The organism is Streptomyces sp. NPDC050625 (assembly GCF_040654755.1).
Classification (GTDB): Bacteria; Actinomycetota; Actinomycetes; order Streptomycetales; family Streptomycetaceae; genus Streptomyces.
The window spans coordinates 1-22,391 of the sequence record NZ_JBFAIQ010000060.1 but is presented as its reverse complement, the minus strand read 5'-3'; the positions used below and the strand labels follow the sequence as shown (position 1 = coordinate 22,391).

The 22,391-nt window shown below is 70.8% G+C and carries 19 protein-coding genes and 2 pseudogenes; 16 read left to right on the top strand and 5 right to left on the bottom strand.

The window, feature by feature from the left end; genetic code table 11:
• Positions 1 to 86 precede the first annotated feature (86 nt).
• Entirely contained in the window at positions 87 to 1,451 is a 1,365-nt protein-coding gene (locus AB0I54_RS46250) for a BTAD domain-containing putative transcriptional regulator (protein WP_363302416.1), read from the bottom strand.
• A gap of 483 nt (positions 1,452 to 1,934) precedes the next feature.
• On the opposite strand from AB0I54_RS46250, the gene AB0I54_RS46245 reads away from it, so the two are divergent.
• The 3 genes from AB0I54_RS46245 to AB0I54_RS46235 all read left to right on the top strand — a co-directional run bounded on the left by AB0I54_RS46245 (position 1,935) and on the right by AB0I54_RS46235 (position 5,297).
• Positions 1,935 to 2,513, top strand: coding sequence for a LuxR C-terminal-related transcriptional regulator (locus AB0I54_RS46245; RefSeq protein WP_363302415.1), 579 nt, complete (start codon positions 1,935 to 1,937; stop codon positions 2,511 to 2,513).
• 278 nt (positions 2,514 to 2,791) lie between these two features.
• The gene (locus AB0I54_RS46240) at positions 2,792 to 4,417 is read left to right on the top strand and encodes a GMC oxidoreductase (RefSeq protein ID WP_363302417.1); all 1,626 of its coding nucleotides are present in this window, start codon (positions 2,792 to 2,794) and stop codon (positions 4,415 to 4,417) included.
• Between the two features lie 112 nt (positions 4,418 to 4,529).
• Positions 4,530 to 5,297 carry an alpha/beta fold hydrolase gene (locus tag AB0I54_RS46235; protein ID WP_363302414.1) on the top strand — a complete coding sequence of 256 codons (768 nt, stop codon included), beginning with the start codon at positions 4,530 to 4,532 and terminating at the stop codon, positions 5,295 to 5,297.
• Here AB0I54_RS46235 and AB0I54_RS46230 read toward each other — a convergent pair.
• Both AB0I54_RS46230 and AB0I54_RS46225 read right to left on the bottom strand, forming a co-directional pair.
• A complete protein-coding gene (locus tag AB0I54_RS46230) occupies positions 5,282 to 5,542 on the bottom strand; it encodes a hypothetical protein (protein WP_363302413.1) in 261 nt (86 codons plus the stop codon). The two genes, AB0I54_RS46235 and AB0I54_RS46230, sit on opposite strands and share 16 nt — an antisense overlap.
• Positions 5,543 to 5,843: 301 nt before the next feature.
• Positions 5,844 to 6,038: pseudogene (locus AB0I54_RS46225) on the bottom strand (VOC family protein); the annotation flags it as partial.
• 470 nt (positions 6,039 to 6,508) lie between these two features.
• Between AB0I54_RS46225 and AB0I54_RS46220 the strand changes: the two are divergent.
• From AB0I54_RS46220 to AB0I54_RS46170, 11 genes are all read left to right on the top strand, one after another.
• A complete protein-coding gene (locus tag AB0I54_RS46220) occupies positions 6,509 to 7,981 on the top strand; it encodes an anthranilate synthase component I family protein (protein ID WP_363302411.1) in 1,473 nt (490 codons plus the stop codon).
• Positions 7,978 to 8,562, top strand: a complete 585-nt coding sequence (locus AB0I54_RS46215; RefSeq protein ID WP_363302410.1) for an aminodeoxychorismate/anthranilate synthase component II — start codon at positions 7,978 to 7,980, stop codon at positions 8,560 to 8,562. The genes AB0I54_RS46220 and AB0I54_RS46215 overlap by 4 nt, the downstream gene beginning before the upstream one ends.
• A gap of 73 nt (positions 8,563 to 8,635) precedes the next feature.
• The gene (locus AB0I54_RS46210) at positions 8,636 to 9,325 is read left to right on the top strand and encodes an SDR family NAD(P)-dependent oxidoreductase (protein WP_363302409.1); all 690 of its coding nucleotides are present in this window, start codon (positions 8,636 to 8,638) and stop codon (positions 9,323 to 9,325) included.
• Between the two features lie 278 nt (positions 9,326 to 9,603).
• Complete coding sequence (locus AB0I54_RS46205) at positions 9,604 to 11,031, top strand: phenylacetate--CoA ligase family protein (protein ID WP_363302408.1); 1,428 nt, start codon at positions 9,604 to 9,606, stop codon at positions 11,029 to 11,031.
• Positions 11,021 to 11,653, top strand: coding sequence for a hypothetical protein (locus AB0I54_RS46200; RefSeq protein ID WP_363302407.1), 633 nt, complete (start codon positions 11,021 to 11,023; stop codon positions 11,651 to 11,653). The genes AB0I54_RS46205 and AB0I54_RS46200 overlap by 11 nt, the downstream gene beginning before the upstream one ends.
• Positions 11,654 to 11,675: 22 nt before the next feature.
• Positions 11,676 to 12,962: an amidohydrolase family protein gene (locus tag AB0I54_RS46195; protein ID WP_363302406.1), complete on the top strand. Its 1,287-nt coding sequence runs from the start codon at positions 11,676 to 11,678 to the stop codon at positions 12,960 to 12,962.
• Positions 12,959 to 14,158 (top strand): MFS transporter, encoded by a 1,200-nt coding sequence (locus AB0I54_RS46190; RefSeq protein WP_363302405.1) that lies wholly within the window; start codon positions 12,959 to 12,961, stop codon positions 14,156 to 14,158. The genes AB0I54_RS46195 and AB0I54_RS46190 overlap by 4 nt, the downstream gene beginning before the upstream one ends.
• A gap of 24 nt (positions 14,159 to 14,182) precedes the next feature.
• Complete coding sequence (locus AB0I54_RS46185; protein WP_363302404.1) at positions 14,183 to 14,842, top strand: flavodoxin family protein; 660 nt, start codon at positions 14,183 to 14,185, stop codon at positions 14,840 to 14,842.
• A gap of 49 nt (positions 14,843 to 14,891) precedes the next feature.
• Positions 14,892 to 15,536, top strand: a complete 645-nt coding sequence (locus AB0I54_RS46180; RefSeq protein ID WP_363302403.1) for a phenylalanine--tRNA ligase beta subunit-related protein — start codon at positions 14,892 to 14,894, stop codon at positions 15,534 to 15,536.
• Positions 15,533 to 16,237: a hypothetical protein gene (locus AB0I54_RS46175; RefSeq protein WP_363302402.1), complete on the top strand. Its 705-nt coding sequence runs from the start codon at positions 15,533 to 15,535 to the stop codon at positions 16,235 to 16,237. The genes AB0I54_RS46180 and AB0I54_RS46175 overlap by 4 nt, the downstream gene beginning before the upstream one ends.
• A 148-nt stretch (positions 16,238 to 16,385) precedes the next feature.
• A complete protein-coding gene (locus tag AB0I54_RS46170) occupies positions 16,386 to 17,729 on the top strand; it encodes a hypothetical protein (protein WP_363302401.1) in 1,344 nt (447 codons plus the stop codon).
• Between the two features lie 18 nt (positions 17,730 to 17,747).
• Here AB0I54_RS46170 and AB0I54_RS46165 read toward each other — a convergent pair whose 3' ends face one another.
• A complete protein-coding gene (locus tag AB0I54_RS46165; RefSeq protein WP_363302400.1) occupies positions 17,748 to 19,163 on the bottom strand; it encodes a PLP-dependent aminotransferase family protein in 1,416 nt (471 codons plus the stop codon).
• Positions 19,164 to 19,286: 123 nt separating this feature from the next.
• Here AB0I54_RS46165 and trpD point away from each other — a divergent pair, with 123 nt between their 5' ends.
• Together trpD and AB0I54_RS46155 are read left to right on the top strand one after the other, a co-directional pair.
• Positions 19,287 to 20,360: an anthranilate phosphoribosyltransferase gene (trpD, locus tag AB0I54_RS46160; RefSeq protein ID WP_363302399.1), complete on the top strand. Its 1,074-nt coding sequence runs from the start codon at positions 19,287 to 19,289 to the stop codon at positions 20,358 to 20,360.
• Positions 20,361 to 20,431: 71 nt separating this feature from the next.
• Complete coding sequence (locus tag AB0I54_RS46155) at positions 20,432 to 21,688, top strand: ATP-grasp domain-containing protein (RefSeq protein ID WP_363302398.1); 1,257 nt, start codon at positions 20,432 to 20,434, stop codon at positions 21,686 to 21,688.
• 19 nt (positions 21,689 to 21,707) lie between these two features.
• Here the strand turns inward: AB0I54_RS46155 and AB0I54_RS46150 are convergent.
• Positions 21,708 to 22,391 (bottom strand): annotated as a pseudogene (locus AB0I54_RS46150) (RNA-guided endonuclease TnpB family protein); the annotation flags it as partial.

Below are 22,391 nucleotides of genomic sequence, written 5' to 3'. Positions count from 1 at the left end.
AGGGGCGTGAATCACACCAACACACGCCCCCTCCACCCCTGCAGCGGAGCCAAAACAACTCCGTGCACTGGAGCCCAAAGAAGTGCTTACAGACATTCCGGCCGGGTGGCGGACAGCCGCCGCAGGATCTGGGTCCACAGCCAGTAGGCGGGGACGCCCTCGCCGGGGAAGCAGTGGCTCCAGACCACTTCCAGCCGGGAGCCCTTCTCGTGCGCGTCCATGCTCTCCAGACGTGCCGCGAGTTCCAGCAGCAGACGGGTCTTGCCGACCCCTGGCGGGCCGAGGACACCGGCCACATGGCCATGGCCCACGACCGCGCTGGCGGCAGCGGTCGTCAGACGGTCCAACTCCTGGCTGCGGCCGGTGAACGGCGAAGGAGCAGCCGTCCACCCCGGCTCGAACTCCGGGGATGCGCCGGCTTCCGGGGCGGCCGCCGCCTCGTGTTCCGGCCCGGGTACAGGCGGCCCCTGGGCAGTCCCGGCTTGCGTGATCCCCTCGTGTTCGACGGCCCCGCCGGACCCGTCCGTCCCGTGAGTGTCATGGGATGCCGGCGCCCGGCCCTGCCCCCGGGTCGTGTCGGCCGTCCCACCGTCCCCGGAACCCTCGTAGCCCTCGGAGTTCTGTAAGTCTTCGTCACCGATCTCGTTCCTCTCGAGCGGGACATATGACGCTCCGGTGGACTCAGGTGGTGCGGGAGACGGCTTCGTCGAGGGGGTGCTGGGTCCCGGCTCCTGGCGCAGAATCGCGTTTCTGACCTGGCGTAGTTCGGCTGCGGTCTCCACGCCGAATTGCTCGACCAGATGACTGCGCGTCCGCTCGTACACCTCGAGCGCCTCGGCCTGCCGCCCGAGCCGGGACAGTGCCGTCATGAGGTGGCCGACCAGCCGCTCCCGGGTGGGATGACGGCGCGCCTCGCCGTCCAGATCTGCGGCGACCTCTTCGGCCGCGCCGAGAGCCAGCCGCGCCTCCGCGCAGGACTCCACGGCGGTGAGCCGGATCTGTTCGAGTCGGGTGCACTCGTCGCTGAGCGGCGGATGGCTGTCGAACTCGGCGTACGGCGAGCCGCGCCACAGGCTCAGCGCCTCGGTGAGCCGGGCCTGCGCGGTGTGCGGATCGCGCTGTTCCAGCAGCCGCCGTCCGTCGGTGACCAGACGCTCGAAGCGGCAGGCATCGACCTGTTCGGGATCGAGGTCGAGGACATAACCGGGTGTGCGATGACGGAGTGCCGAAAGTTGGCTTGTTCGTGCCTTTGTACGCAGGGCCCGGCGCAGATGAGAGACATGGCTCTGGAGCGTGGCCACGGCGTGACGGGGCGCTTCGTCACCCCACAGTTCCTCGATGAGCAGTTCGGTGGGCACCACGCGGCCCAGGCGGATGAGCAGCAGGGCGAGCAACGCCCGTCGGCGTGGCGGGCCGAGCGGCAGGTCGTGCCCGTCGTGCCGCGCCGACATGGGCCCCAGAACGCTCAGTATGAGCTCAGCCCGGCCGGTAGTTGTGGGTGACACGTTTGCGCTCGGAGATGCGGGCATGACGGTTCCCGTCGTTCTCGCGGATATGGCTGGCTGACGGACGGTTTCGAGCTGGCTGATCGCACACCGTCTCCTGTGGATCATGGCATAGGGAGAGCGCATTCCAAGCTGGCGATCCATCGATTGGCAAGAAAGCGGCAGGTGCCCGGCAAGGATTTCGACAGGTGGTCCGAAAAACGATGGCAGGCGACGGCAAGGAGTTGCCAGCGGCTCGACCAGGACCCCGCAAGGGTGGTGGCGCACGATGTCGGCATCTGGAGACATCGCTGGTCACAGAGTCGATGACGCCCCTGCTGACGGCCTTCACGGCCGCTCACCAGCCTCCGAATTGATTTCGCCCTTCAAGTATTTCTGACAGGGAGCCCTCTCTTGCTGAGTCCAGCACCTGCAGCTCCGGGCCTGTGCATGGCGAGCCTCGATAAAACACTGACCATCCAGCAGGCGAACCAGGAGTTCTTCCGGCAGTTCAACGGCTCGTCCGAGGATATATGCGGCCGCAATTTCCGTGACGTGGTGCACCCGAGCGTGCAGCAGCCGTTGGTGCGTCAATTCTCCAATTTGTTGGAAGGGAAGCACCAGCGATTCGTCACGCCCGTCATTGCCGTGGGGCCCGGCGAGGAGTCCGCCTTCACCGTTCCCCTCACCGCGGTCGCGGTGCGCGGTGGCCTGCCCGACACGACCGCGATCCTCGTCATGATGCCCACGGCTGGGGACGCCGAGCAGACGCGTGTGGTGACCAAACGCAGAAAGATCCTCTCCGCGATGGACGCGCGCATCCTCGAAGGCATCGCCGCCGGCGTCTCCACCATCCCCTTGGCGGCAAGCCTCTACCTCAGCCGGCAGGGCGTCGAGTACCACGTGACCTGCCTGCTGCGGAAGTTGAAGGTGCCCAACCGTGCTGCGCTGGTCTCCCGTGCCTACTCCATGGGCGTGCTCAAGGTCGGCACCTGGCCGCCCGAGGTCGTGGACGACTTCGTGAAGTGAGCGGGCACGGGGCCCAGGCCGGGCGCCGGCTCGAGCGGTGGCCGCAGCAGCGTTCAACAGCGCCTACCACACGCCCGGGGCCGCCGGACGGCCCGAACCGGCCGCGTCCTGCTGCCCTTCCTCTGCTGCCGGGCCCGGCGGACGCCTGAAGCCACGACGGCCTTGGCACGGTCTCCGCGCAGCCCGTTCCGCCCCAGGCCGAGCCGCTCCGGCCGGCCTTCCGATCCATCTTTCCTCTCCCCAAGCTCAGGAGACACAGCGTGATTGCACACCAGCCCATGTCCCGCCGCCGCATGCTTGGCCTGGCGGCCTTGGGCGGCGCCGCACTCGCGGGGCAGACCACGATCACCGCCGCCCCCGGGGCGGCCGCCGCCACCGCAAGAGATGGTTCCGGCGGCACGTTCGTCCCCGCCGTCGTGGTCGGCACCGGATACGGCGCGGCCGTCTGTGCCCTGCGTCTCGGCGAGGCGGGGGTCCCCACCCTGATGCTGGAGATGGGCCGGCTGTGGAACCAGCCCGGTCCCGACGGGAACGTGTTCTGCGGGATGCTCAAGCCCGACAAGCGCTCCAGCTGGTTCAAGACCCGCACCGAGGCCCCGCTCGGCTCCTTCCTCTGGCTCGACCTCGCCAACCGGGACATCGAGCCGTACGCGGGTGTACTGGACCGGGTCAACTTCGACCAGATGTCCGTGTACGTGGGACGCGGTGTCGGCGGCGGTTCGCTCGTCAACGGCGGCATGGCGGTCACGCCACGGCGCTCGTACTTCGAGGAGGTGCTGCCCCGGGTCGACGCCGACGAGATGTACACCAAGTACTTCCCGCGCGCGAACTCCACCCTACGGGTCGGCACCATCGACAAGAGCTGGTTCGAGCAGACCGAGTGGTACACGTTCGCGCGTGTCTCGCGCCAGCAGGCCTCGAACGCGGGCCTGAGCACCACCTTCGTGCCCAACGTCTACGACTGGGACCACATGCGCCGTGAGGCGGACGGCGCGGTGCCCAAGTCCGCGCTGGCCGCCGAGGTCATCTACGGCAACAACCACGGCAAGGTCTCACTCGACAAGAGCTATCTGGCGGCAGCCCTGGGCACCGGCAAGGTCACCATCGAGACCCTGCACCAGGTCAAAACGATCCGTCAGCAAAGCGACGGCACGTACCTGCTGACCGTCGAGCAGAGAGACACCGACGGCAAACTGCTCGCGACCAAGGAGGTCTCCTGCCGCCACCTGTTCCTCGGCGCGGGCAGCCTCGGCTCGACCGAACTCCTGCTGCGTGCCCGGGAGACCGGCACTCTCCCGCACCTCAGCTCCGAGGTCGGCGCAGGCTGGGGCCCCAACGGCAACATCATGACCGCCCGCGCCAACCACATGTGGAACCCCACGGGCACCAAGCAGTCGTCGATCCCCGCCCTCGGCATCGACGACTGGGACAACCCGGACGCCCCCGTCTTCGCCGAGATCGCCCCCCTGCCGGCGGGCGTCGAGACCTGGGCCAGCCTCTACCTGGCCATCACCAAGAACCCGGAGCGCGGCACCTTCGTCTACGACGCCGCCAAGGACCGGGCGAACCTGCGCTGGACCCGGGACCAGAACGCGCCCGCCGTCGCAGCCGCGAAGTCGCTGTTCGACCGCATCAACAAGGCCAACGCCACCATCTACCGGTACGACCTCTTCGGCAAGCAGATCAAGGCCTTCGCCGACGACTTCTGCTACCACCCGCTCGGCGGCTGCGTGCTCGGCGAGGCCACCGACGACTACGGGCGCGTCGCCGGATACAAGAACCTCTACGTGACCGACGGTTCGCTCATCCCCGGCAGCATCGGCGTCAACCCGTTCGTGACCATCACGGCGCTGGCGGAGCGGAACGTCGAGCGGATCATCAAGGAGGACGTCACGGATTCCTGACGAGCGGTGGGCGGGGCGGCCCGCGCCCGCCCGTTCTCCCTCCCCCTCTCCCCGGCGAACGCCCAGCCACAGTGGACGGCCGCCGAACCGAACCCCAAGAGGATCGATCTCCGTGAACTCCCCGCTCACCGAGAACAACGCCGCCTGGATCCGCAGGTTCCACCCGCGCCCCAACAGCCGCGTCCGGTTGGTCTGCCTGCCCCACGCGGGCGGCTCCGCCAGCTTCTACTTCCCCGTGTCCCGGTCCATGCCCGACAGCGTCGACGTGCTGTGCGTGCAGTACCCCGGCCGCCAGGACCGCCGCACCGAACCTCTCCTGGACTCGGTACCGGCGCTCGCCGACAAGGTCTACGAGGCCCTCCTGCCCTGGACCGACCGGCCCATCGCCCTGTTCGGCCACAGCATGGGTGCCTCCCTCGCCTACGAGATCGCCCGACGGCTGGAGCGGGAGCGTGGCATCATGCCCGCCACCCTCATCGCCTCCGGCCGCCGCGCCCCGTCCACGCACCGCGCCGAGACCGTCCATCTGCGCGACGACGACGGCCTCGTCGCCGAGATGCGCGGCCTCAGCGGCACCAACTCCCAACTGCTCGGCGACGAGGAAGTCCTGCGCATGGTCCTCCCGGCCATCCGGGCGGACTACCGCGCGGCCGAGACCTACACCTGGGAACCCGGACCGCCCCTGCGCTGCCCCGTGACCTGCCTCGTCGGCGACGACGACCCGAAGGTCACCGTGGAGGAGGCCGCCGCCTGGTCCGAACACACCGACGGCCCGTTCACACTGAAGGTCTTCCCCGGCGGCCACTTCTTCCTGGCCCAGCACCAGACGGAAATCGTCCGCCTCATGGCCACTCAGCTGGTGGGTCAGCGAATGAGGTGAAGGGTGACCTGAGACTCGATGGGGCTCGTGTTCACCGCCTGGACGTAGCCCCGCGCGGTCCGGTAGTCACCCGTGCCTCCCGTGATCGCCAGGGTGATGTCGCCGGGACCGCTACTGGTGATGGGGAAGACTCCCTGCCCGGTGATCTTCCCCTTGAGCAGCGTGAGGGTGACCACGCACTGCACGGTGCTCGAGTCGTCGATGCCGGCACGGGTCGTCGTACAGGTCTCGTCGTACGTGCCCACCGTGATGCCGTTCTGCAGGACGTTTCCCGCGACGATGAGTTCGTCTCCGTGACTGGGCCCGGGAGGGGAAAACGAGGCCGTTGACCTGCGTGGTCACCGCCGTCAGGTGAACGCATGGTGCGTCTCCTGGTGAGATCCGCGGGGCGGTCAGGTGACCGTGTGTCACATGAGGTGCCGCGCCCAGGGCCAGCGTCCGGTCACGGCCACGCCGCATCCACCGCGGAACGGCAACAGGGTGAGCGTCCTACCCGGATGGCGCTGATACGGCGTGTCGCTCCACCGCCAGGCCGTCGGAGAATGCTCAGTCGAGACAGAACTCCTTGCCCTCGACGTCCTGCATCACCAGTCGTGCGCATTCGGCCTCCAGCGTGGCCAGCCGTTCCTCGCCCACGAGTCCGGTGCCGACCCGCACATCAAGATGCACCCGGTTCTTGACAACCTTCCCCTCGGGAACCCGCTGGAAATACAGTCGCGGCCCCACACCTGAGGGATCAAGACGTACTCGGCCGACGCGAACGCCGCCAGTACGGTCGTGGAGTGGCGGGCCCGTGGCCGCAGCCGGAGCGTCGCCTCCGTGACCAGGGCGAGCGTGCCCTCGGAACCGTCCCCCAAGGACAGCCGTACAGCGCGGAGTCGGTGGTGCGATGGCTGTCCGCGGGCCTGGCGGAAGCGTCCGTGTGAGCGGTCCACCGGACGCGCCGTCCCCCGAGAGCGGCCGGACAGGGTGAAGACCCTGCTCGACAGCCCTTTGTTCGAAATACCGGATGCCGAGAATGGTCCCCTCCCCAGACACCCAAGTGGTATGGACCGCGAGGTCCCTGGTTTGGTGAAGTCCTTCTTACGGAAGTTTGTCCGCCACGGCCACGGCGGACGCCGTACGAAAGGCTCTCTTCGGTGTCCTTGTTGTCAGTACCGAGTACGACCGGGCTTGGGGAACCCCAGCGCGCAAGGCGTCTCCCGGTTCAGGTGGAGTCCACCGCCCTCGGTCCCAGCGACCCCCTGCGCGTCTACGAGGCACTGACCCGCACCCGCCGGCAGGGCGACGTGTACCTGCTGGAGAGCTTGGACGGACCCCAGCAGGACCGGCTCTCCGCTGCCGTCGGCTGGGGCCTCCTGGCCGAACTGCGCGTCCATGCCGACAGGGTGGAGCTCACCGCCGGTCCGGAACTCACCGACGCCCTCGACGCCGCCCTCGCGGCCGGCCCTGGCCGCGCGAGCGCCGACGGGTCCGGCACCCGGGTGTGGGACGTGTCCGGCCCGGAACAGGTCTGGGAGATCCTGCGCCGGGTGCAGGGCGCCTTCGAGGTGGACACCGACGTGCCCGCGGACACCTTCGCCTTCGGCTTCCTCACCACGCTGTCCTACGAGGCCGCGTGGAGCATGGAGCAGCTGCCGCAGAGCCAGGACGAGGCCGACCTGCCGCGCTGCACCCTTGCCCTCTTCCGCGAGACCCTCTGGTACGACGTGCCCACCGGCACGGTCCGGCACCTCACCGCGCGATCCGCCGCATGGCCGCCGGACACCGGCCGGCCACTGGCGGACGCTCTCACCGAGGCGGCGTCGGCACCCGCCGGTGCGGCGGACGTGCCCCCGGCACCGGCCCCGCGGTCCGTGCGCGACTCCGTGGACGAGGAGACGTTCGCCAAGCGGGTGGACCGCTGCCTGCGCCACATCCGGGTCGGCGACAGCTACCAGATCCAGATCGGTCACCGCATCGACGTCGAGACCGATCTGACACCCGACCAGGTCTACCGCAGACTGCGCCACCGCAACCCGTCCCCGTACATGTACCTGGTCCCGTGGGCCGGCCGTACCGTGATCGGGGCGAGCCCCGAGCTGTTCATCCGGGTCGAGAACGACCTGCTGTCCATGCGTCCGATCGCGGGCACCGCACCGCGCGCCACGGACCGGGCCGAGGACGCCCGGCGCGTCGCCGAACTGCGGTCCAGCGTCAAGGAGCAGGCCGAGCACGTCATGCTCGTCGACCTGTGCCGCAACGACATCGGACGGGTCTGCGTGCCGGGCACGCTCGACGTCACCTCCATGATGGAGGTCGAGCCGTTCGCCTATGTGCATCACCTGGTGTCGACCGTGACGGGACGGATCACAGCCGCCACGGACGTCTGGTCGGCCGTCTGCGCCACCTTCCCGGCAGGCACCATGACCGGCGCGCCCAAGCTGCGCGCCATGGAGATCATCAACGACATCGAGGACGACACCCGGGGCATCTACGCCGGAGCGCTCGGCGTGGTCGACGTGCGCGGCTTCGCGATGCTCGCCCTGTGCATCCGCACGGCCGTCCACGACGGCCGGCGGTACTCCACCCAGGCGTCGGCCGGCATCGTCGCCGACTCAACACCCGCGGGGGAATGGCGGGAGACCCTGGCCAAGATGAGCGCCACCTACTGGGCGCTGACCGGTGAGGAACTGCTGCCGTGAAAGTCCTGCTCGTCGACGCGTACGACAGCTTCAGCCACATCATCGACCAGTACCTGCTGATGCTCGGCGCACAGACCGACGTGGTCCGCTCACGGACCCGCTCGGTCGAGGAACTCCTGGCCACCGAGCCCGACGCCGTGGTGCTCGGCCCCGGCCCCGGCCACCCGGCCGACTCCGGGCACGTCGAACTGGTGGAGGCGTTCGCCGGCCGCGTGCCCTTGCTCGGCGTGTGCCTGGGCCATCAGGCGATCGGCCTGGCCTACGGCGGGAGGATCGCCGTCGCGCAGAACCTGATGCACGGCAAGACCAGCTCGGTGACGCACGACGGGGAAGGCGTCTTCACCGGCACGGCGGCACCGCTGACGGTGACCCGCTACCACTCACTGATCGTCACCGACCCGCTGCCGGCGGACCTGAAGGTCACGGCGACCTCGCTCGACGACGGCTACGTCATGGGGCTGCGGCACCGCACTCTGCCCGTCGAAGGGGTGCAGTTCCACCCTGAGAGCGTGATGACGGAGGACGGGCTGCGGCTCTTCGGCAACTTTCTCGAACGGACACGCACCACGGCGGATCGCTGAGCCGCCGGCACAGCACACGGCAGTATCCACGGGGGGAACGGAAGTGAGCGCAACAAGAGGAACACCGTCGCCGGTGGCAGTCGTCACCGGCGGCGCCGGAGGCATAGGACGCGCGGTGACCGCCGCGCTGGCCGACGCGGGCCACCGCGTGGTGTCCGTGGACCGGACCGACGGGGCGGATCCCACGGCCCACGCGGCGCTCGTCGCCGACCTGGGCGACCCGGCAGAGGTGACCGCACTCTTCCGGCGCATCGAGCAGGAACACGGGCTGCCCGAGACACTGGTGAACAACGCCGGGATCTACGACGCCAGAGACTTCCTGGACTACACACCGGAGGACTACCGGCGCGTCCTCGACGTCAACGTCGGTGCCGCCTTCTTCGCCACCCAGGCGGCGGCCCGCGCGCTGATCGCGGCGGGGCGACCCGGCAGCGTGGTCAACGTCGCGTCCATCAGCGGTCAGTCCGGCAGCCCCGACACCGCCTACGGTGCCTCCAAGGGCGCCGTGATCGCGCTGACGTACAGCCTGGGCCGGTCCCTGGCACCGCACGGCATCCGCGTCAACGCCGTGGCGCCCGGGCTCATCGACACCCCGATGGCGGCCCGCATCCCCGTCGAGCGCGCCGCGGACTACCGCGCCCGCATCCCGCTGGGCAGATTCGGCGCCGCCGACGAGGTGGCCTCCGCGGTCCGGTACCTGACCGGACCCGGCGCCGACTACATCACCGCGAGCGTCATGGACGTCAACGGCGGTCTGCACTGAGCACCCGTCCCTGAACGCAGGGGACCGGACACACAGCCCCCGACCGCATCGTACCGAGGCCCTCGCGCCGACTCGCACCGTCGCCGGTCGGCACCTCCACGTGGGCCCCCACCACATCGCCCGTCCGGCGCGCCCGCGTCCGGAACGTCATCGAGCACAGCACCGATCCCATCGAGCCGCCCGCCAGGGAAGCCCTCCCGCCGAGCGCGCCCGCGCCCTCAGCGCGGCCCGCGCCCGGCCACCCCGCCCCGACGCGTGCGGCCCGACAGAGAGGACCCATGCCCATGTGGCTGCCCACCCAGGGCCCCGCGGCGCAGTTCGCCACCCGCTACCTCGCCCTGCACCAGGCCTTCTACGACCGCACTCTCACCCAGCAGGAACTCGACGACTGGCGCGCCCGCCAGCTGGGCACGGTACTGGCCCAGGTCCGCGACGGATCGCCCTTCTACGCCCGGCACTTCAGCGGAGTGGACCTGGACGCCGTGACCCCGGCGACCCTGGCCGACCTGCCCTTCACCACCAAGGCCGACCTGCGCGCCGAAATGCTGGACGTGCTCAGCCGCCCGCTGGCCGAGGCGGTCTTCTTCTACGAGACCACCGGCACCACCGGCCCCGCCACCCCGTGTCCTCGCGACGGACGTGAGGTCGTCGCCAGCAACGCCCATGTCACCGAGTCGTGGGCATCGATCTTCCGGCACCACTTCGGCGACCGACGGCCGCGCATCGGGCTGATGGGGCCCACCGAGGTCCACTCCTTCGGCGACACCCTGGGCGACGTCGCCCGCAACACCGGCTCGATGAACGCCAAGATATGGCCCTACTCCCCGGTGATCGGCTTCCCCAAGGCACTGCAGCTGATGAAGGATCTTCAGCTGGAGGTCGTCTGCTGCACACCCGGGGTGGCGCTGACCCTGGCCAAGGCCGCCGAGCACTACGGCTACGACCTGCGCCGCGACTTCGCGGTCAAACTGCTCTTCGTGACCGGCGAGATGTGCACACCCGCGCTGGCCCACAACCTGGAGTCCGTGTGGGGAGCCGACGTCTACAACATCCTCTACGGCTCCCAGGAGGCCTTCGTCATCGCGACGGCCTGCCGCAACAAGCGGATGCACCTGTCCCAGACGAACTACCTCATCGAGGTCGTGGACCCCGAGACCGGCGACTCCCATGGCCCGCACGGCGCCGGCGAACTCACCGTGACGATGCTGGTCGATGGGGTCAAGCCGCTGGTGCGCTACCGCACCGGCGACGCGGTCGTCGTCCAACCCTCCGACTGCGACTGCGAGATGCCCGGTGACGTCGTACGCATCGTCGGCCGCACCCTGGACCGGCTGGAGCTGGGCGGCCGGCGCTTGACCGCGGGACAGGTCGAGACCGCCGTCCTGGAGGGAGTGACCGGCTCGGCCGGGTACCAGGTCGTCATCGAGCGGGACGAGGGCGGGCAGGACCGGCTCACCGTCCGCCTGGAACTGCTCAAGGACCTGGTCGAAAATCCGGCCGCGCTCGCCGAGCAGGTCCGCGAGCGGGCCGCCGAGGCGCTCGGCGTACCGGTGACGACCGAACTCAGCGACGGCCTCGACCCGATCGTCAGCACCGGCGCCTTCGTCAGCTGGAAGGCCGCCCGCATAGTCGACCGGCGCACCGCACCCGACCACGAGACCCAGGTCGCCCAGAAGATGGCGGCGAACCGCGGCTATGAGCGCTGACACCGCCCGGCGGCTCGCCGAGGAGTACACGGAGCGCTGGACCAGCCTGACCGAGCGCTGGAACAGCCGACCTGGCAGCACCCTGGGCACGCTCGGCCCGACCGGCACCTCCAGCCACCTCGCCGCCGGCCTGCTCGTGGAGTGCCACGGCCTGCACATCAGGCTCTACGACACCTTCGACGACGTCCTGGCGGCGCTGGTCGACCGCAAGGTCGAGTACGCGCTCGTCCCCAGCGCCTACCAGGGCCTGACCCGCTTCCACTGGCACCGTGACCTGCGACTGGTGGCGTTCTTCCCGAAGGCGACCCCCGAGTACGGGATCGCGGCGCCGCCGGACACCGGGCCGCCCACGGGCCGCGGACCGGTCAGGGTGGCGGCCATGTGGGAGGTCCGGCGGATCTACGCCGAGGTCGTGCCCGCCGCGCTGAGCGGGCGCGAGGTGCGCTGGGTCGACGCCGACTCCACCCAGCACGCCGCGGAGATCCTGGCATCCGGAGGCGCCGACCTGGCCGTCACCAACGCGCCCGGAGTCAGCGCCCACGGACTGAGCTGGGTCGCCAGCAGGCCCGGCGCCGAAATCGTCTGGACGGTCTTCGGCCACGCCGAACCGTCCCCCCTGTGAAGGACAGGAGAGAAACCCACCCATGCCCCGCAAGACTCTGCTGCACCGCGTCACAGTCCAGGAAGGACTGGGCAAGGCATCGGTGCCCCGCCGCAGCGTGCTGATCGACGGCGACCGCATCGAGGCGGTGCTGCCCGAGGACCTTGCGCCGCTGCACTCACCCGACGTGCGTGTCGTCGACCTCGACGGCCGCACCGTGATGCCCGGCATGACGCTCGGGCACACCCACATCGCCTACCTGGACGTCCTCGACGGGCGGGAGATGCTGTTCAAGTACTCCGTCCCCGAGCTGACCCTCGCCGCCGCCGAGAACACCACCCGCCTGCTCTCCCTGGGCTACACCGCCTTCGTGGGCGCCGGTTCGGTCGCCGGCATCGACATGGCGCTGCGCAACGCCGTCGACTCCGGCCGACTGCGCGGCCCGCGGATCACCCCGTGCAGCCGCGACCTGATGGTCTCCGGGCCGCCCGACCGGCGCAATCCGGAGGTGAAGCGGCGCATCCCCACCGATCTGATGCGGCTCGCCGACACCCCGGAGGAGATGGCCGAGTACGTGGCCACCGAGATCGAGCAGGGCGCCGAGATCGTCAAGGTGTTCTCCTCGGGAGACGACACCTTCCCCAACGGGCGCTCCCACGAACTGCTGTTCACCGCGGAGGAATTGAAGATCGCCAGCCGCACCGCCCACGAGCACGGCGCCCGTGTCCGCGCCCACTCGCGGGGACTCGACGGCATCCGCAACGCCATCGCCGCCGAGGTCGACGTGATCGACCACGCCACGTACGCCGACGACGCGGCGCTGGAGGCCATCGCCGACCGCGGCATCTTCGTCGTACCGAGCCTGTTCCAGCCGCACAAGCTGCTGACCACCGGGACCCGGCACGGCAAGACCAGCGACTACCTGGAGACCCTGGAGTTCCAGGCGGAGATCGACAACACCCTGCGCATTCTGCCGCTGATGGTCGAGATGGGCATCCCGGTCGTGGCGGGCGACGACTTCGGCTTCGCCTGGACCCCGCACGGCAGCTACGCGGAAGAACTGGAGACCTACGTGACGATGGCGGGCATCCCCGCCGCCACGGTCCTCACCTGGGCCACCGCCAACGGCGCGCGCATGGCGGGCCGGGGCGACGACGCGGGCACGGTCCAGGCCGGCCGCCTGGCGGACCTCGTCATCACCGGCGACGACCCGGCCGAGGACATCACGGTGCTCAGCCGCCCCGGCGGCATCGAGACGGTCCTCCTCGGCGGCGACACCGTCGCGGGCAGCCTCGACACCTACTCCACCCCGGCAGGAGCGCTCCGATGACGAACACCGGGAACCGACTCCCCGTCCTGCCGCTGCTCGCCGTCGGAGCCTTCGCCATCGGCACGGACACCTTCGTGGTCGCCGGCGTGCTCCCGGAAGTCGCCGCCGACCTGCGGGTCAGCCTCGCCGACGCCGGCTGGCTGAGCACCCTGTTCGCCCTCACCTACGCCGTGTTCGCGCCGGTGCTCGGCGCGCTCACCGGAGCCTGGGAGCGGCGTGCCGTCCTGGTGGTGTCCCTGACCGGCTTCGCCGTGGGCAACGCCGCCTCCGCCCTCGCCCCCGGACTCGGCTCGCTGCTGGCCGCCCGGGTGTTCACCGCCGCCTGCGCCGCGCTCTACATCCCCGCGGCCTCCGCCTGTGCCGGTGCGCTCTCGGCGCCCGAACGGCGGGGCAAAGCCCTGGCGGTCGTCCTCGGCGGGCTGTCCGCCGCGACCGTCGCCGGGGTTCCCTTCGGCACCTGGGTCGCCGCCGACCTCGGCTGGCGGTCCACGTTCTGGCTGCTGTCCGGGCTGGGCCTGCTGTGCGCGGCCGCGGTCGCCCTCGGCCTGCCTCAGGTACGCCTCCCGGCCGCGCCCGGTCTCGCCGCACGACTGGCTCCCGTACGGGACCCGCGTGTGCTGCTCACGGTGGGGACCACACTGCTCTTCATGACCGGCGGCTACCTGGCGCTCACCTACATCGGGCTCATCCTCCACCCGGTCACCGACGGCAACGGCTCGACGCTCGCCCTGCTCCTGCTGGCGTTCGGCGTCACCGCGATCGCGGGCACGATGCTGGGCGGCCGCACCACCGACCGGTACGGAGTGAACCCGGTGCTCGCCGTCTCCGTCGCCGGTCTCGCCGCGGTCCTCGTCACCCTCCCGCTGACCCGCTCCACGACGACCGGTGCCGTCATGGCGATGGCGCTGTGGGGCCTGGCCGCGATGGCGACCCAGCCGCCGCAGCAGCACCGCCTGTTCGGCATCGCACCGACGTCCGGTCCGCTGCTGCTGTCACTGAACTCCTCGGCCACCTTCTTCGGGATCTCGCTGGGCGGCTTCCTCGGCGGCCAGGTGGTACGCCACGGCGGCGCACACGCACCGGACACCCTCGGGGTGGCCGGCGGCGCTCTGGCCGCGCTGTCCCTGGTGACCGCCTTCGCCGTGGCCCGTGTCCGGACCCGCGAGAAGCCCGTGCTCGTCGCCGACACCCGCTGACCCGCCGACACGTTGGGGGAGACCTTGCAGGAACAACGACCCGTCGTCCTCGGGATATGCGGCTCCGAACGAGCCGGTGGCAACACCGACCTGGCACTGGAGCACGCGGCCCGTCTGGTGGAACTCCGGGGCGCCGACTTCCGGACGATCCACCTGCGCGACCACCGCGTCTCGCCGTGCAGCCCGTGCGGCGACTGCAACTACCGCGCCGAGCCGTGCGCACTGCCCGACGCGATGCCGCAGATCATCGAGGAGATGAAGCGCGCCGACGGCATCATCTACGCGACGCCCGTGCACGGCTTCGGTCTCGCCCACCTCATGCAGATCTTCATCGAACGGGCAGGCGTCGGCTTCCTGCGATTCGACAGGCCGCTCGCCAACAAGGTCGGCGGGATCATTGTCACGGGCCGTCGCTACAGCGAGGGCTCCGTGCACAACCAGCTCGTGGACAACCTGCTGCTCAACCGGATGATCCTGGTCGGCAGCGGCTTCCCCGCCCTGCTGCGCAACACCTCCCGCGAGCCCGAACTGACCGACACCGAGGGCTTGGAGGCGGTGGAGCGCATGGTGGAGCGGATGCTCGACATGATCCAGCTGCTGCGCCGTCACGAGGACGCCACCGGTGAGCCCGTGCTGCCCCCGCACGACCGCAACGAACGCGCCGGCCGGGTGCGTATCCACTGAGCCGATCACCGACCGGAACGCATCCGGCAACGAACAACGGGAGACTGCCTTGAACGCTCCGGCACTGAGCGCCGGCACCAAGCCGTCCGGAGCGGCGGAGCTGAACCGCTTCGCCGCCGTCACCGCAGCCGTCGACCCCGCCGCCCTCACCGACCGACTCGCCCGACGGCGCCAAGAACTCGCCGAGCAACCCGGGGACGTCTACGACGGCGCGGACGAGGTCGCGCAGGTCTATGCCCGGTGGTTCGACGCGCACGGCGTCACCTGCCCGTTGCCCGGCCAGATCGCCACGGCTCGCCGCAAGGGCCTGCCGGCGATCGGCCCGGCCGTCGACGCCCTGCTGTACGGCGAGCTGACCACCGGCGTGCTGATGGGCGTCCAGGACGCCGAAGCCGTCGACGGCGGACTGCACTTCGACTGGGCCGCGCAGGGGGAGACCTTCACGGGGTTCCGCTCGACGGTCACCTGCTCCCAGGACGAGCCTGTGGTCCGCGACAGAACGGGCATCGTCGCCTCGATGCTCCAGGGCCCCGACCGCCGCACCAGCGTCACCAAGTCCTCCTCCCACCTGGTCTTCACCGTCTACGACGCGCCCGGCCTGGTCACCGAGGACTTCGACACCGGAGTGCGGGTCCTCGCCGACCTCCTGCGGGAAGCCGGAGCGGCCCCCGACGTGCAGGAGGTGGCGCTGTGACCATGTCGACCGGTGCGACGGCGGCCGTGGAGCGCGCGGACCTGCCCCACGGCTCGCTGCCCAGCAGGCACCAGCGGCGCATCCTCGTGTGCGCCGGACCCACCGCCGGCGGTCCGTCGGCCCTGCACCGGGCCACGGCCCGCTGGCAGCGCCAGTACGTCGGCGGGGTCTTCGTGCGGATCCCGGCGCCCCCCGCGGAACAGCACCGCGTCCTGGCCGAGTTCACCGCCGCCGGCTGCTCGCCGCAGAGCACGCACTTCTACCGTCCCGCCGACCTCCGGGGCCTGCGCCCGCTGGCCCGGCGGATCGCGGCACTGCGCCTCGCGGGCGGCTGCGACCCGGTCCGCACCGCGGAGCTGCTCGTCCTGGGCGCGACCGACGTCGTCGGCCCGTACCCGCAGCGGGACCTGGCCGCGGCGCGTGCCGTGGCCAGGTGCGTCAACACCCGGATCGGCGAGGACTGGCTGGTCCGACCCGAGGCGACCCCGGTCCCGGACACCACCCGTCCCGTCGGCGAGCCGTACGCTCAGCACGCCCCCTCACCGGGCGAGCTGGACGACCACTTCGCCGACACGGCAAGGGCATTGGCCGCCGAAGCCGAGTCCCGCCTGGAGATTCTCGACCAACTCCCGTACGACACCGACACCGACACCGACTCCCGCGCCGCGCCCTACGCGATCGCCGGTCCCTGCCACCGGTGAGCCCACGGACCGTACCCGTCACCGATCTTGGGAGAGCCGTACGGCGGTACCCGCCGCCGAACTGATCAGCGATCCGACCGACCGAACCGACCACGGATCCAGCGTCACGTACGAGCGCCCTTGGGGGCGCTTCAGGGGGATGTTTGCCATGCGCACTGCCGCCGCACTGCGTGCCTTGCTCGACTTCGACACAGCGCACTACATCGACCACGTCCGCAGCGTGGGCCGCGACCGGATCGATCCCGGGCTGCGCGCCTGGATGGCCGAGGCCTACGAGGACGTGACGGTCATCCTCACGCTCGACGGGGACCGGCTCAGCCGCCAGGAGCGTGCGGTTCTGCGCCTGGCCGAGCTCGTCTTCCAGGCCGAATGGAAACTCGCGCTTCCCGAGGGCGAGAACCCCGAGCAGGTGGCCGCCAGAGGGGGCGGACCGCTGGACCGCCGCGGCAAGCGCTACCAGCCCTACGGCAATGTGCGGCTGCTCAACCATGCGCTCGGCACGCGCGGGCACGCCCCGGACAGCGCCGTGGAACGCGCCTGCTGGCAGGCCGTCCGAGCCATCGCGGCCGGCTGGCGCGCCTATGAGCAGCGCACCGTGAACGGCACCGAGTCGTGGGCGCAGGAAGCCCTGCCCGACCCGGCGCAGCTGGCCGAGCGCATCGCACGGCTCGACTCGCTGGTGTCACGGACCGCCGGCCGCGCACCGGCACTGCGGCCCGCCGCGGCCGCACCGCCCCGCCACTTGCGCGACTATCTGACGCCCCACGGGTGCGCGAACATCCTGGAACATCTGACCGTGCTGCCCCAGACCACCCAGCACGACGAGATCACCTTCCTGCGCGTGATCCATCTCGTCGAGGCCACCACCTGGGGCGTGCTGGCCCGGGTGATGTCCGCCGGCGAGTGGCTGCGGGCCGGGCGGTGGGAGTACGCGACCGAGTGCCTCGAGCGCGCGACGGCCATGGCCGCCGCACAGACCGAGGCCCTGCTCGTGATGCGCCGGACCATGCCCGTGGAGCACTTCCGCGGCTTCCGGGACGCGACCGGCGACGCCAGCGCCGTCCAGGCGTTCCCCACCCAGCTGCTGCACATACACCTGCTCGGCGTCCATCCCGAGAAGGTCGAGGCCCTGCACGAGGCCACCGAGAATGCCTATGTCCTGCTGCACCAGAACCCGGACTTCGAGCCGCTGCGGGACCTGCTGCACCGGGTGCCCGACGAGGCTGCGGGACGGCGTGTACTGGACGCCGCCCACCGCCTCGACCAGGAGCTCTACGCCTGGCGGAAGATCCACTACGGGGTCGCCGTGCGCTATCTCCCGCCGCAGACCACCGGATCCGGCGGCACCTCCGGCGCCCCGTATCTGCGCGGCTTCTACCAGGATCGCCTGTTCGACGCCGACCGCTCGCTGCTGCCGCAGCACCGCAGCGCCGCGACGACCGCACCCAGCGCCTGGGTGCGGGCCCGCCCGGCGCTGTCCCCGTTCAACTGACCGGGAGACGGCCTGCGTTCAGGAGGCCCGGCGGGTCTCGCCGGGCTGCTGATCGTAGGCCTGCCCGATCCGCCGGATCGCCTCCTCGATGCCCGACTGGCCCAGGGCCGTGTACCCCAGCACCAGCCCGGGCCGGGCGGTGTACGGCCGGTCGTGGAACACCCGGCCGCCCTTGACCAGTACGGACAGCTCGAGAGCTCGTGCCACCAGCGTCTCCTCGTCCGCACCGTCCGGCAGCGCCGCGAACACATGCAGCCCGGCGACCGGACCGACCAGGGTGGCGACGGGCAGATGCCGCTCCACGGCCCGCATCAGCTCCCCGTGCTGCGCGCGGTAACGGGTCCGCATCTTGCGCAGATGGCCGTCCAGCAGCCCGCTGCGCAGGAAGTCCGCGAACGCCAGCTGCATCAGACCGTCGCAGCCGAGGTCCCGGCGCACCCGCACCCGCTCCATCACCGATGTGAGCTCCGGCGGCAGCACCATCCAACCCAACCGCAGCCCTGGCGCGAGGAGTTTGCTCGCCGTGCCCGCGTAGATCACCCGGTCGGGGCCGGTCGGCTGCAACGCGAGGTGCCGGCCCCGCTGTTCCAGCCACAACCCGCCGTCGTAGTCGTCCTCGATGATCCAGCCGCCCGTGTCCCGCGCCCAGCGCACCAGCTCCTCCCTGCGCCGCGGCGACATGGGCACCCCCAGGGGGAACTGGTGCGAGGGCGTCACCAGGACGACCCGCACACCGCTCGCGTACAGCGGCTCGATCTCCAGCCCGTCGGGCCCCACCGGCACCGCCACCGTCCGGATGCCGTTCTCCTCGATGAACTGCCGTTGCCGGTCATGACTGGGGTCCTCCACCGCCAGCCGGTCGATGCCCAGTTCACGCAGCGCGGCGCAGATCAGGCCCAGAGCGTGCGCGAACCCGCCGGTCACCATGATGTCGTCGGGACTGCCGAGCACCCCCCGCACCCGCCCGAGGTAGGAGACCAGCTCCGTGCGCAGCTGGTCGACGCCGAGCAGCGGCGGATAGCCGAGCCCCTGCCAGCGGGCCGACTCCAGCGCCCGCTGGTAGGAGGCGCCCCACTCGCGGTGCGGGAACGTCGTCGGATTGGGCGTGCCCGGCAGCAGGTTGAACCGCACCGGCGGGACCGCCCGGTCGACCAGCACCACCGGCTTCCTGATCCGGGTGTCCGCGTGCGCCGCCACCCGGGTGCCGGAGCCGCGCACCGACTCCAGCAGGCCCTCACCGGTGAGTTTCTCGTAGGCCTCCACCACCACGCTGCGCGAGACCCGCAAATCCTGTGCCAGCTGACGACTGGACGGCAACCGGGTGTGCGGGGTCAGCAGCCCCCGCTCCACCTGATGCCGCAACTGGTCGGCGATCTGAGCGCCGAGCGGGACCGGTCCGTCCCGTACGACCTCCAGCATGACGTGCCACGTCATCTCTTCCCCCTCTTGTCCTCCAGTACGGACGCAAAAACCGTACAGGCGGATGCGGATTGGTCCGCTGATGAGCTGTTCAACTGGTCTGGTGCCCAACTTTTGCAGGTCGGCAGACTGCGAGTTGTGACAGTCCGTGAACGAACGAGAACCTGGCCGGACCTCATCGGATCCCTGCTGGACGGGCACGACCTGGACGCGTCCGACACCGCCTGGGCGATGGACCAGGTGATGACCGGAGCCGCCACCTCCGTCCAACTCGCGGGGCTCCTCGTCGCCCTGCGCGCCAAGGGGGAGACGGCCGCCGAGGTGCTCGGTCTCGCCGACACCATGCGTGCCCACGCCGTGCCCATCGCCGTGCCCGGTCATACAGTCGACGTGGTGGGCACCGGCGGCGACCGGGCCGGCACGGTCAACATCTCCACCATGGCCGCAGTCGTGGCCGCCGCGGCCGGGGCGCGGGTCGTCAAACACGGCAACCGGGCGGCATCCTCTGCCTCCGGCTCCGCGGACGTCCTCGAAGCACTGGGCATCCGGCTCGACCTGACGCCCGAGCAGGTCGCGCAGGTCGGCACCGAACTCGGCATCACCTTCTGCTTCGCCCAGCAGTTCCACCCCGCCCTGCGGCACGCCGCCCCGGCCCGCCGCGAGCTGGGCGTCCCCACCGTGCTCAACCTGCTCGGCCCGCTGACCAACCCGGCCAAGCCGGCCGCACTCGCCGTCGGCGTGGCGTTCCCCGACCGCGCCCCACTGCTCGCCCATGTCCTGGCACGGCGCGGCGACAGCGCACTCGTCTTCCACGGCGAGGACGGACTCGACGAACTCACCGTCACCACCACCTCCCGCGTCTGGAGCGTGTACGGCGGTGAGGTGCACGAAAGTGTCTTCGACCCCCGGGACGTCGGGATCGGCCGTGCTCCATTCGATGCGCTGCGCGGAGCCGACGCACGCCACAATGCGCAGGTCGCCCGTGCCGTGTTCGCGGGTGAGTCCGGCCCGGTCCGGGACGCGGTGCTGCTCTCGGCGGCCGCGGCACTCACCACGCTCGCCGCGGTGACCGACCCGGACGTGGCCCGCCGCCCCCTGGCCGCGCGCATCGCGGACGAGTTGGGCCGGGCCGCGGCGGCGATCGACTCCGGGGCGGCCACCGATCTGATCGGCTGCTGGGCCGAGACCTCCGCCAAGTTGGCGGCGCCCTGACCAGGCGGCCCGCCACCGGCCCGCCCAACCCTGCGGGCCCGCAGCCCCACCCACCGAAAGGCCCATCACCGATGCCCTCCGCCTCCTCGCCTCCGCCCAGCGCGCCGCTGCTGATCCTGATCAGCCCCATGGACCAGGAGACCCGCGGGCACCTGCTGGCATCCGTGGCCCGCGAGTACCGCATCTGGCTGTTCTCCGACCGTGAGGCCGACTGGGAGTCCCCCTTCATCACCGGCCACACGCTGGTGGACACCCTGGACGCCGAGGCCATGACCCGCGCCGCCCGCCCGATCGGTGCCGACGCGATCCTGTGCTGGGACGAGACCCGCATCCTGCCCGCCGCCCGCGTCGCCCACGCCCTCGGCCTGCCCGGCCTGTCTCCTGACGCCGTGCTGACCTGCCGGGACAAACACCTGACCCGCCTCGCCGTCGCCGAGGCCGGGGGACCACAGGCCCGCTCGACCGCCGTGTCCACGCTGGACGAGGCGCGCGCGGCGGCCGCCACGACCGGCTACCCCGTGGTGGTCAAGCCGCGTGCGCTGGTGGGCAGCACCGGCACCCGGATGGCCCGCACGCCGGAGGAACTCGCGGCGGTCTTCCCGGAGATCCGCGGTACGACCATGACCGAGGTCCGCGAGCGCTTCGAACAGCCCGTCCTCGTCGAGGAGTACCTCGACGGGCCGGAGATCAGCGTCGACTCGCTGATCTGGGACGGCGAGGTCACCCCGCTGTTCGTCGCCCGCAAGGAGCTCAGCCCGCCACCCGCCTTCGAGGAGGTCGGCCACAGCGTCGCGGCCAACGACCCGCTGCTCACCGACGCCGCGCTGCTGCGCGCGCTGACCACCGTGCACGCCGCCGTCGGCATCACCCGCGGCTGGACCCACTCGGAATGGCGGCTGACCTCCCGCGGCCCCGCCCTGGTCGAGGTCAACGCGCGCAGCGGCGGCGACTTCATCTCCTACCTGGGCCTGCTCGCCACCGGCTGGGACGCCGGGGACGCCGCCGCCCGCCTGGCCCTCGGACAGCGGCCCCGACCGGGCACCGCCCGGCACGGCGCTGCCGCCGTGCGCTTCCTGTACCCGGAGGTGGAGACCGTCGTCGGGCAGGTCACCATCGAAAGGGACCGGCTTCCCGCCGGCATCGACATCGCCCGCGTGCTCGCCGGGCCCGGCCACGTCCTGGAACTGCCGCCCGCCTCGCACACCGGCCGCTACGCCATGGTGGTCGCCATCGCCGACACCGCTGACGCCTGCGGGCGAACACTGGACGCCGCCGAGCACGCCGTCCACCTGGAACCTGCGGTTGCACCCGTCGCCGTATCACCTTGACTTCCTCGCTCGCCCAAGGGCGGGGGATTCCAGCGGTCGCCCGCTGGGTTTCCTGCTTCACCGACGACTGCCCGGCTCGGGAGGATGCCCGTTGAGGTCTTACACCGTCTCCACAGGCAGACGCGGCCAGCCCGGCCGCCAGGATGTTGCGTGCCGCGTTCACGTCGCGGTCATGCACCACGCCGCAGTCGCACGTCCACTCACGGACGTTCAGCGGCAGTTTCCCGCGGACCGTGCCGCACGCCCCGCAGAGCTTCGAGCTGGGAAAGAAGCGGTCGATCACGACGAGGTCACGCCCGTACCAGGTGCATTTGTACTCCAGCATCGACCGGAGCTCGGTCCACGACGCGTCGGAGATGGCGCGCGCCAGTTTGTGGTTCTTCAGCAGGTTGCGGACGGTGAGGTCCTCGATCACGACCGTTTGGTTCTCACGGACGAGCCGAGTAGTGAGCTTGTGCAGGAAATCGCGACGGCGGTCGGTGATCCGGGCGTGGATGCGGGCGACCTTCCTGCGGGCCTTCTCCCTGTTCGCCGAGCCCTTCTCCTTCTTCAAGTTGGCGATCTTCTCCCCGGTGGACAGCGTCACCAGGCTGGTGAGGCCCGCATCTATACCGACCGCATTCACGGTGGCGGGGGGCGGGGGGATGGTGTCTTGGCACAGCAGGGACACGAACCAACGACCCGCCGTGTCACGGGACACGGT

Bases quoted from the DNA above. Each gene is read 5' to 3' on its own strand.
- AB0I54_RS46250 (WP_363302416.1), bottom strand. From the start codon at position 1,451: ATGTCGGCGCGGCACGACGGGCACGACCTGCCGCTCGGCCCGCCACGC.
- AB0I54_RS46200 (WP_363302407.1), top strand. From the start codon at position 11,021: ATGAGCGCTGACACCGCCCGGCGGCTCGCCGAGGAGTACACGGAGCGC.
- AB0I54_RS46245 (WP_363302415.1), top strand. From the start codon at position 1,935: ATGGCGAGCCTCGATAAAACACTGACCATCCAGCAGGCGAACCAGGAG.
- AB0I54_RS46195 (WP_363302406.1), top strand. From the start codon at position 11,676: ATGCCCCGCAAGACTCTGCTGCACCGCGTCACAGTCCAGGAAGGACTG.
- AB0I54_RS46165 (WP_363302400.1), bottom strand. From the start codon at position 19,163: ATGACGTGGCACGTCATGCTGGAGGTCGTACGGGACGGACCGGTCCCG.
- AB0I54_RS46155 (WP_363302398.1), top strand. From the start codon at position 20,432: ATGCCCTCCGCCTCCTCGCCTCCGCCCAGCGCGCCGCTGCTGATCCTG.
- AB0I54_RS46190 (WP_363302405.1), top strand. From the start codon at position 12,959: ATGACGAACACCGGGAACCGACTCCCCGTCCTGCCGCTGCTCGCCGTC.
- AB0I54_RS46170 (WP_363302401.1), top strand. From the start codon at position 16,386: ATGCGCACTGCCGCCGCACTGCGTGCCTTGCTCGACTTCGACACAGCG.
- AB0I54_RS46205 (WP_363302408.1), top strand. From the start codon at position 9,604: ATGCCCATGTGGCTGCCCACCCAGGGCCCCGCGGCGCAGTTCGCCACC.
- AB0I54_RS46240 (WP_363302417.1), top strand. From the start codon at position 2,792: ATGTCCCGCCGCCGCATGCTTGGCCTGGCGGCCTTGGGCGGCGCCGCA.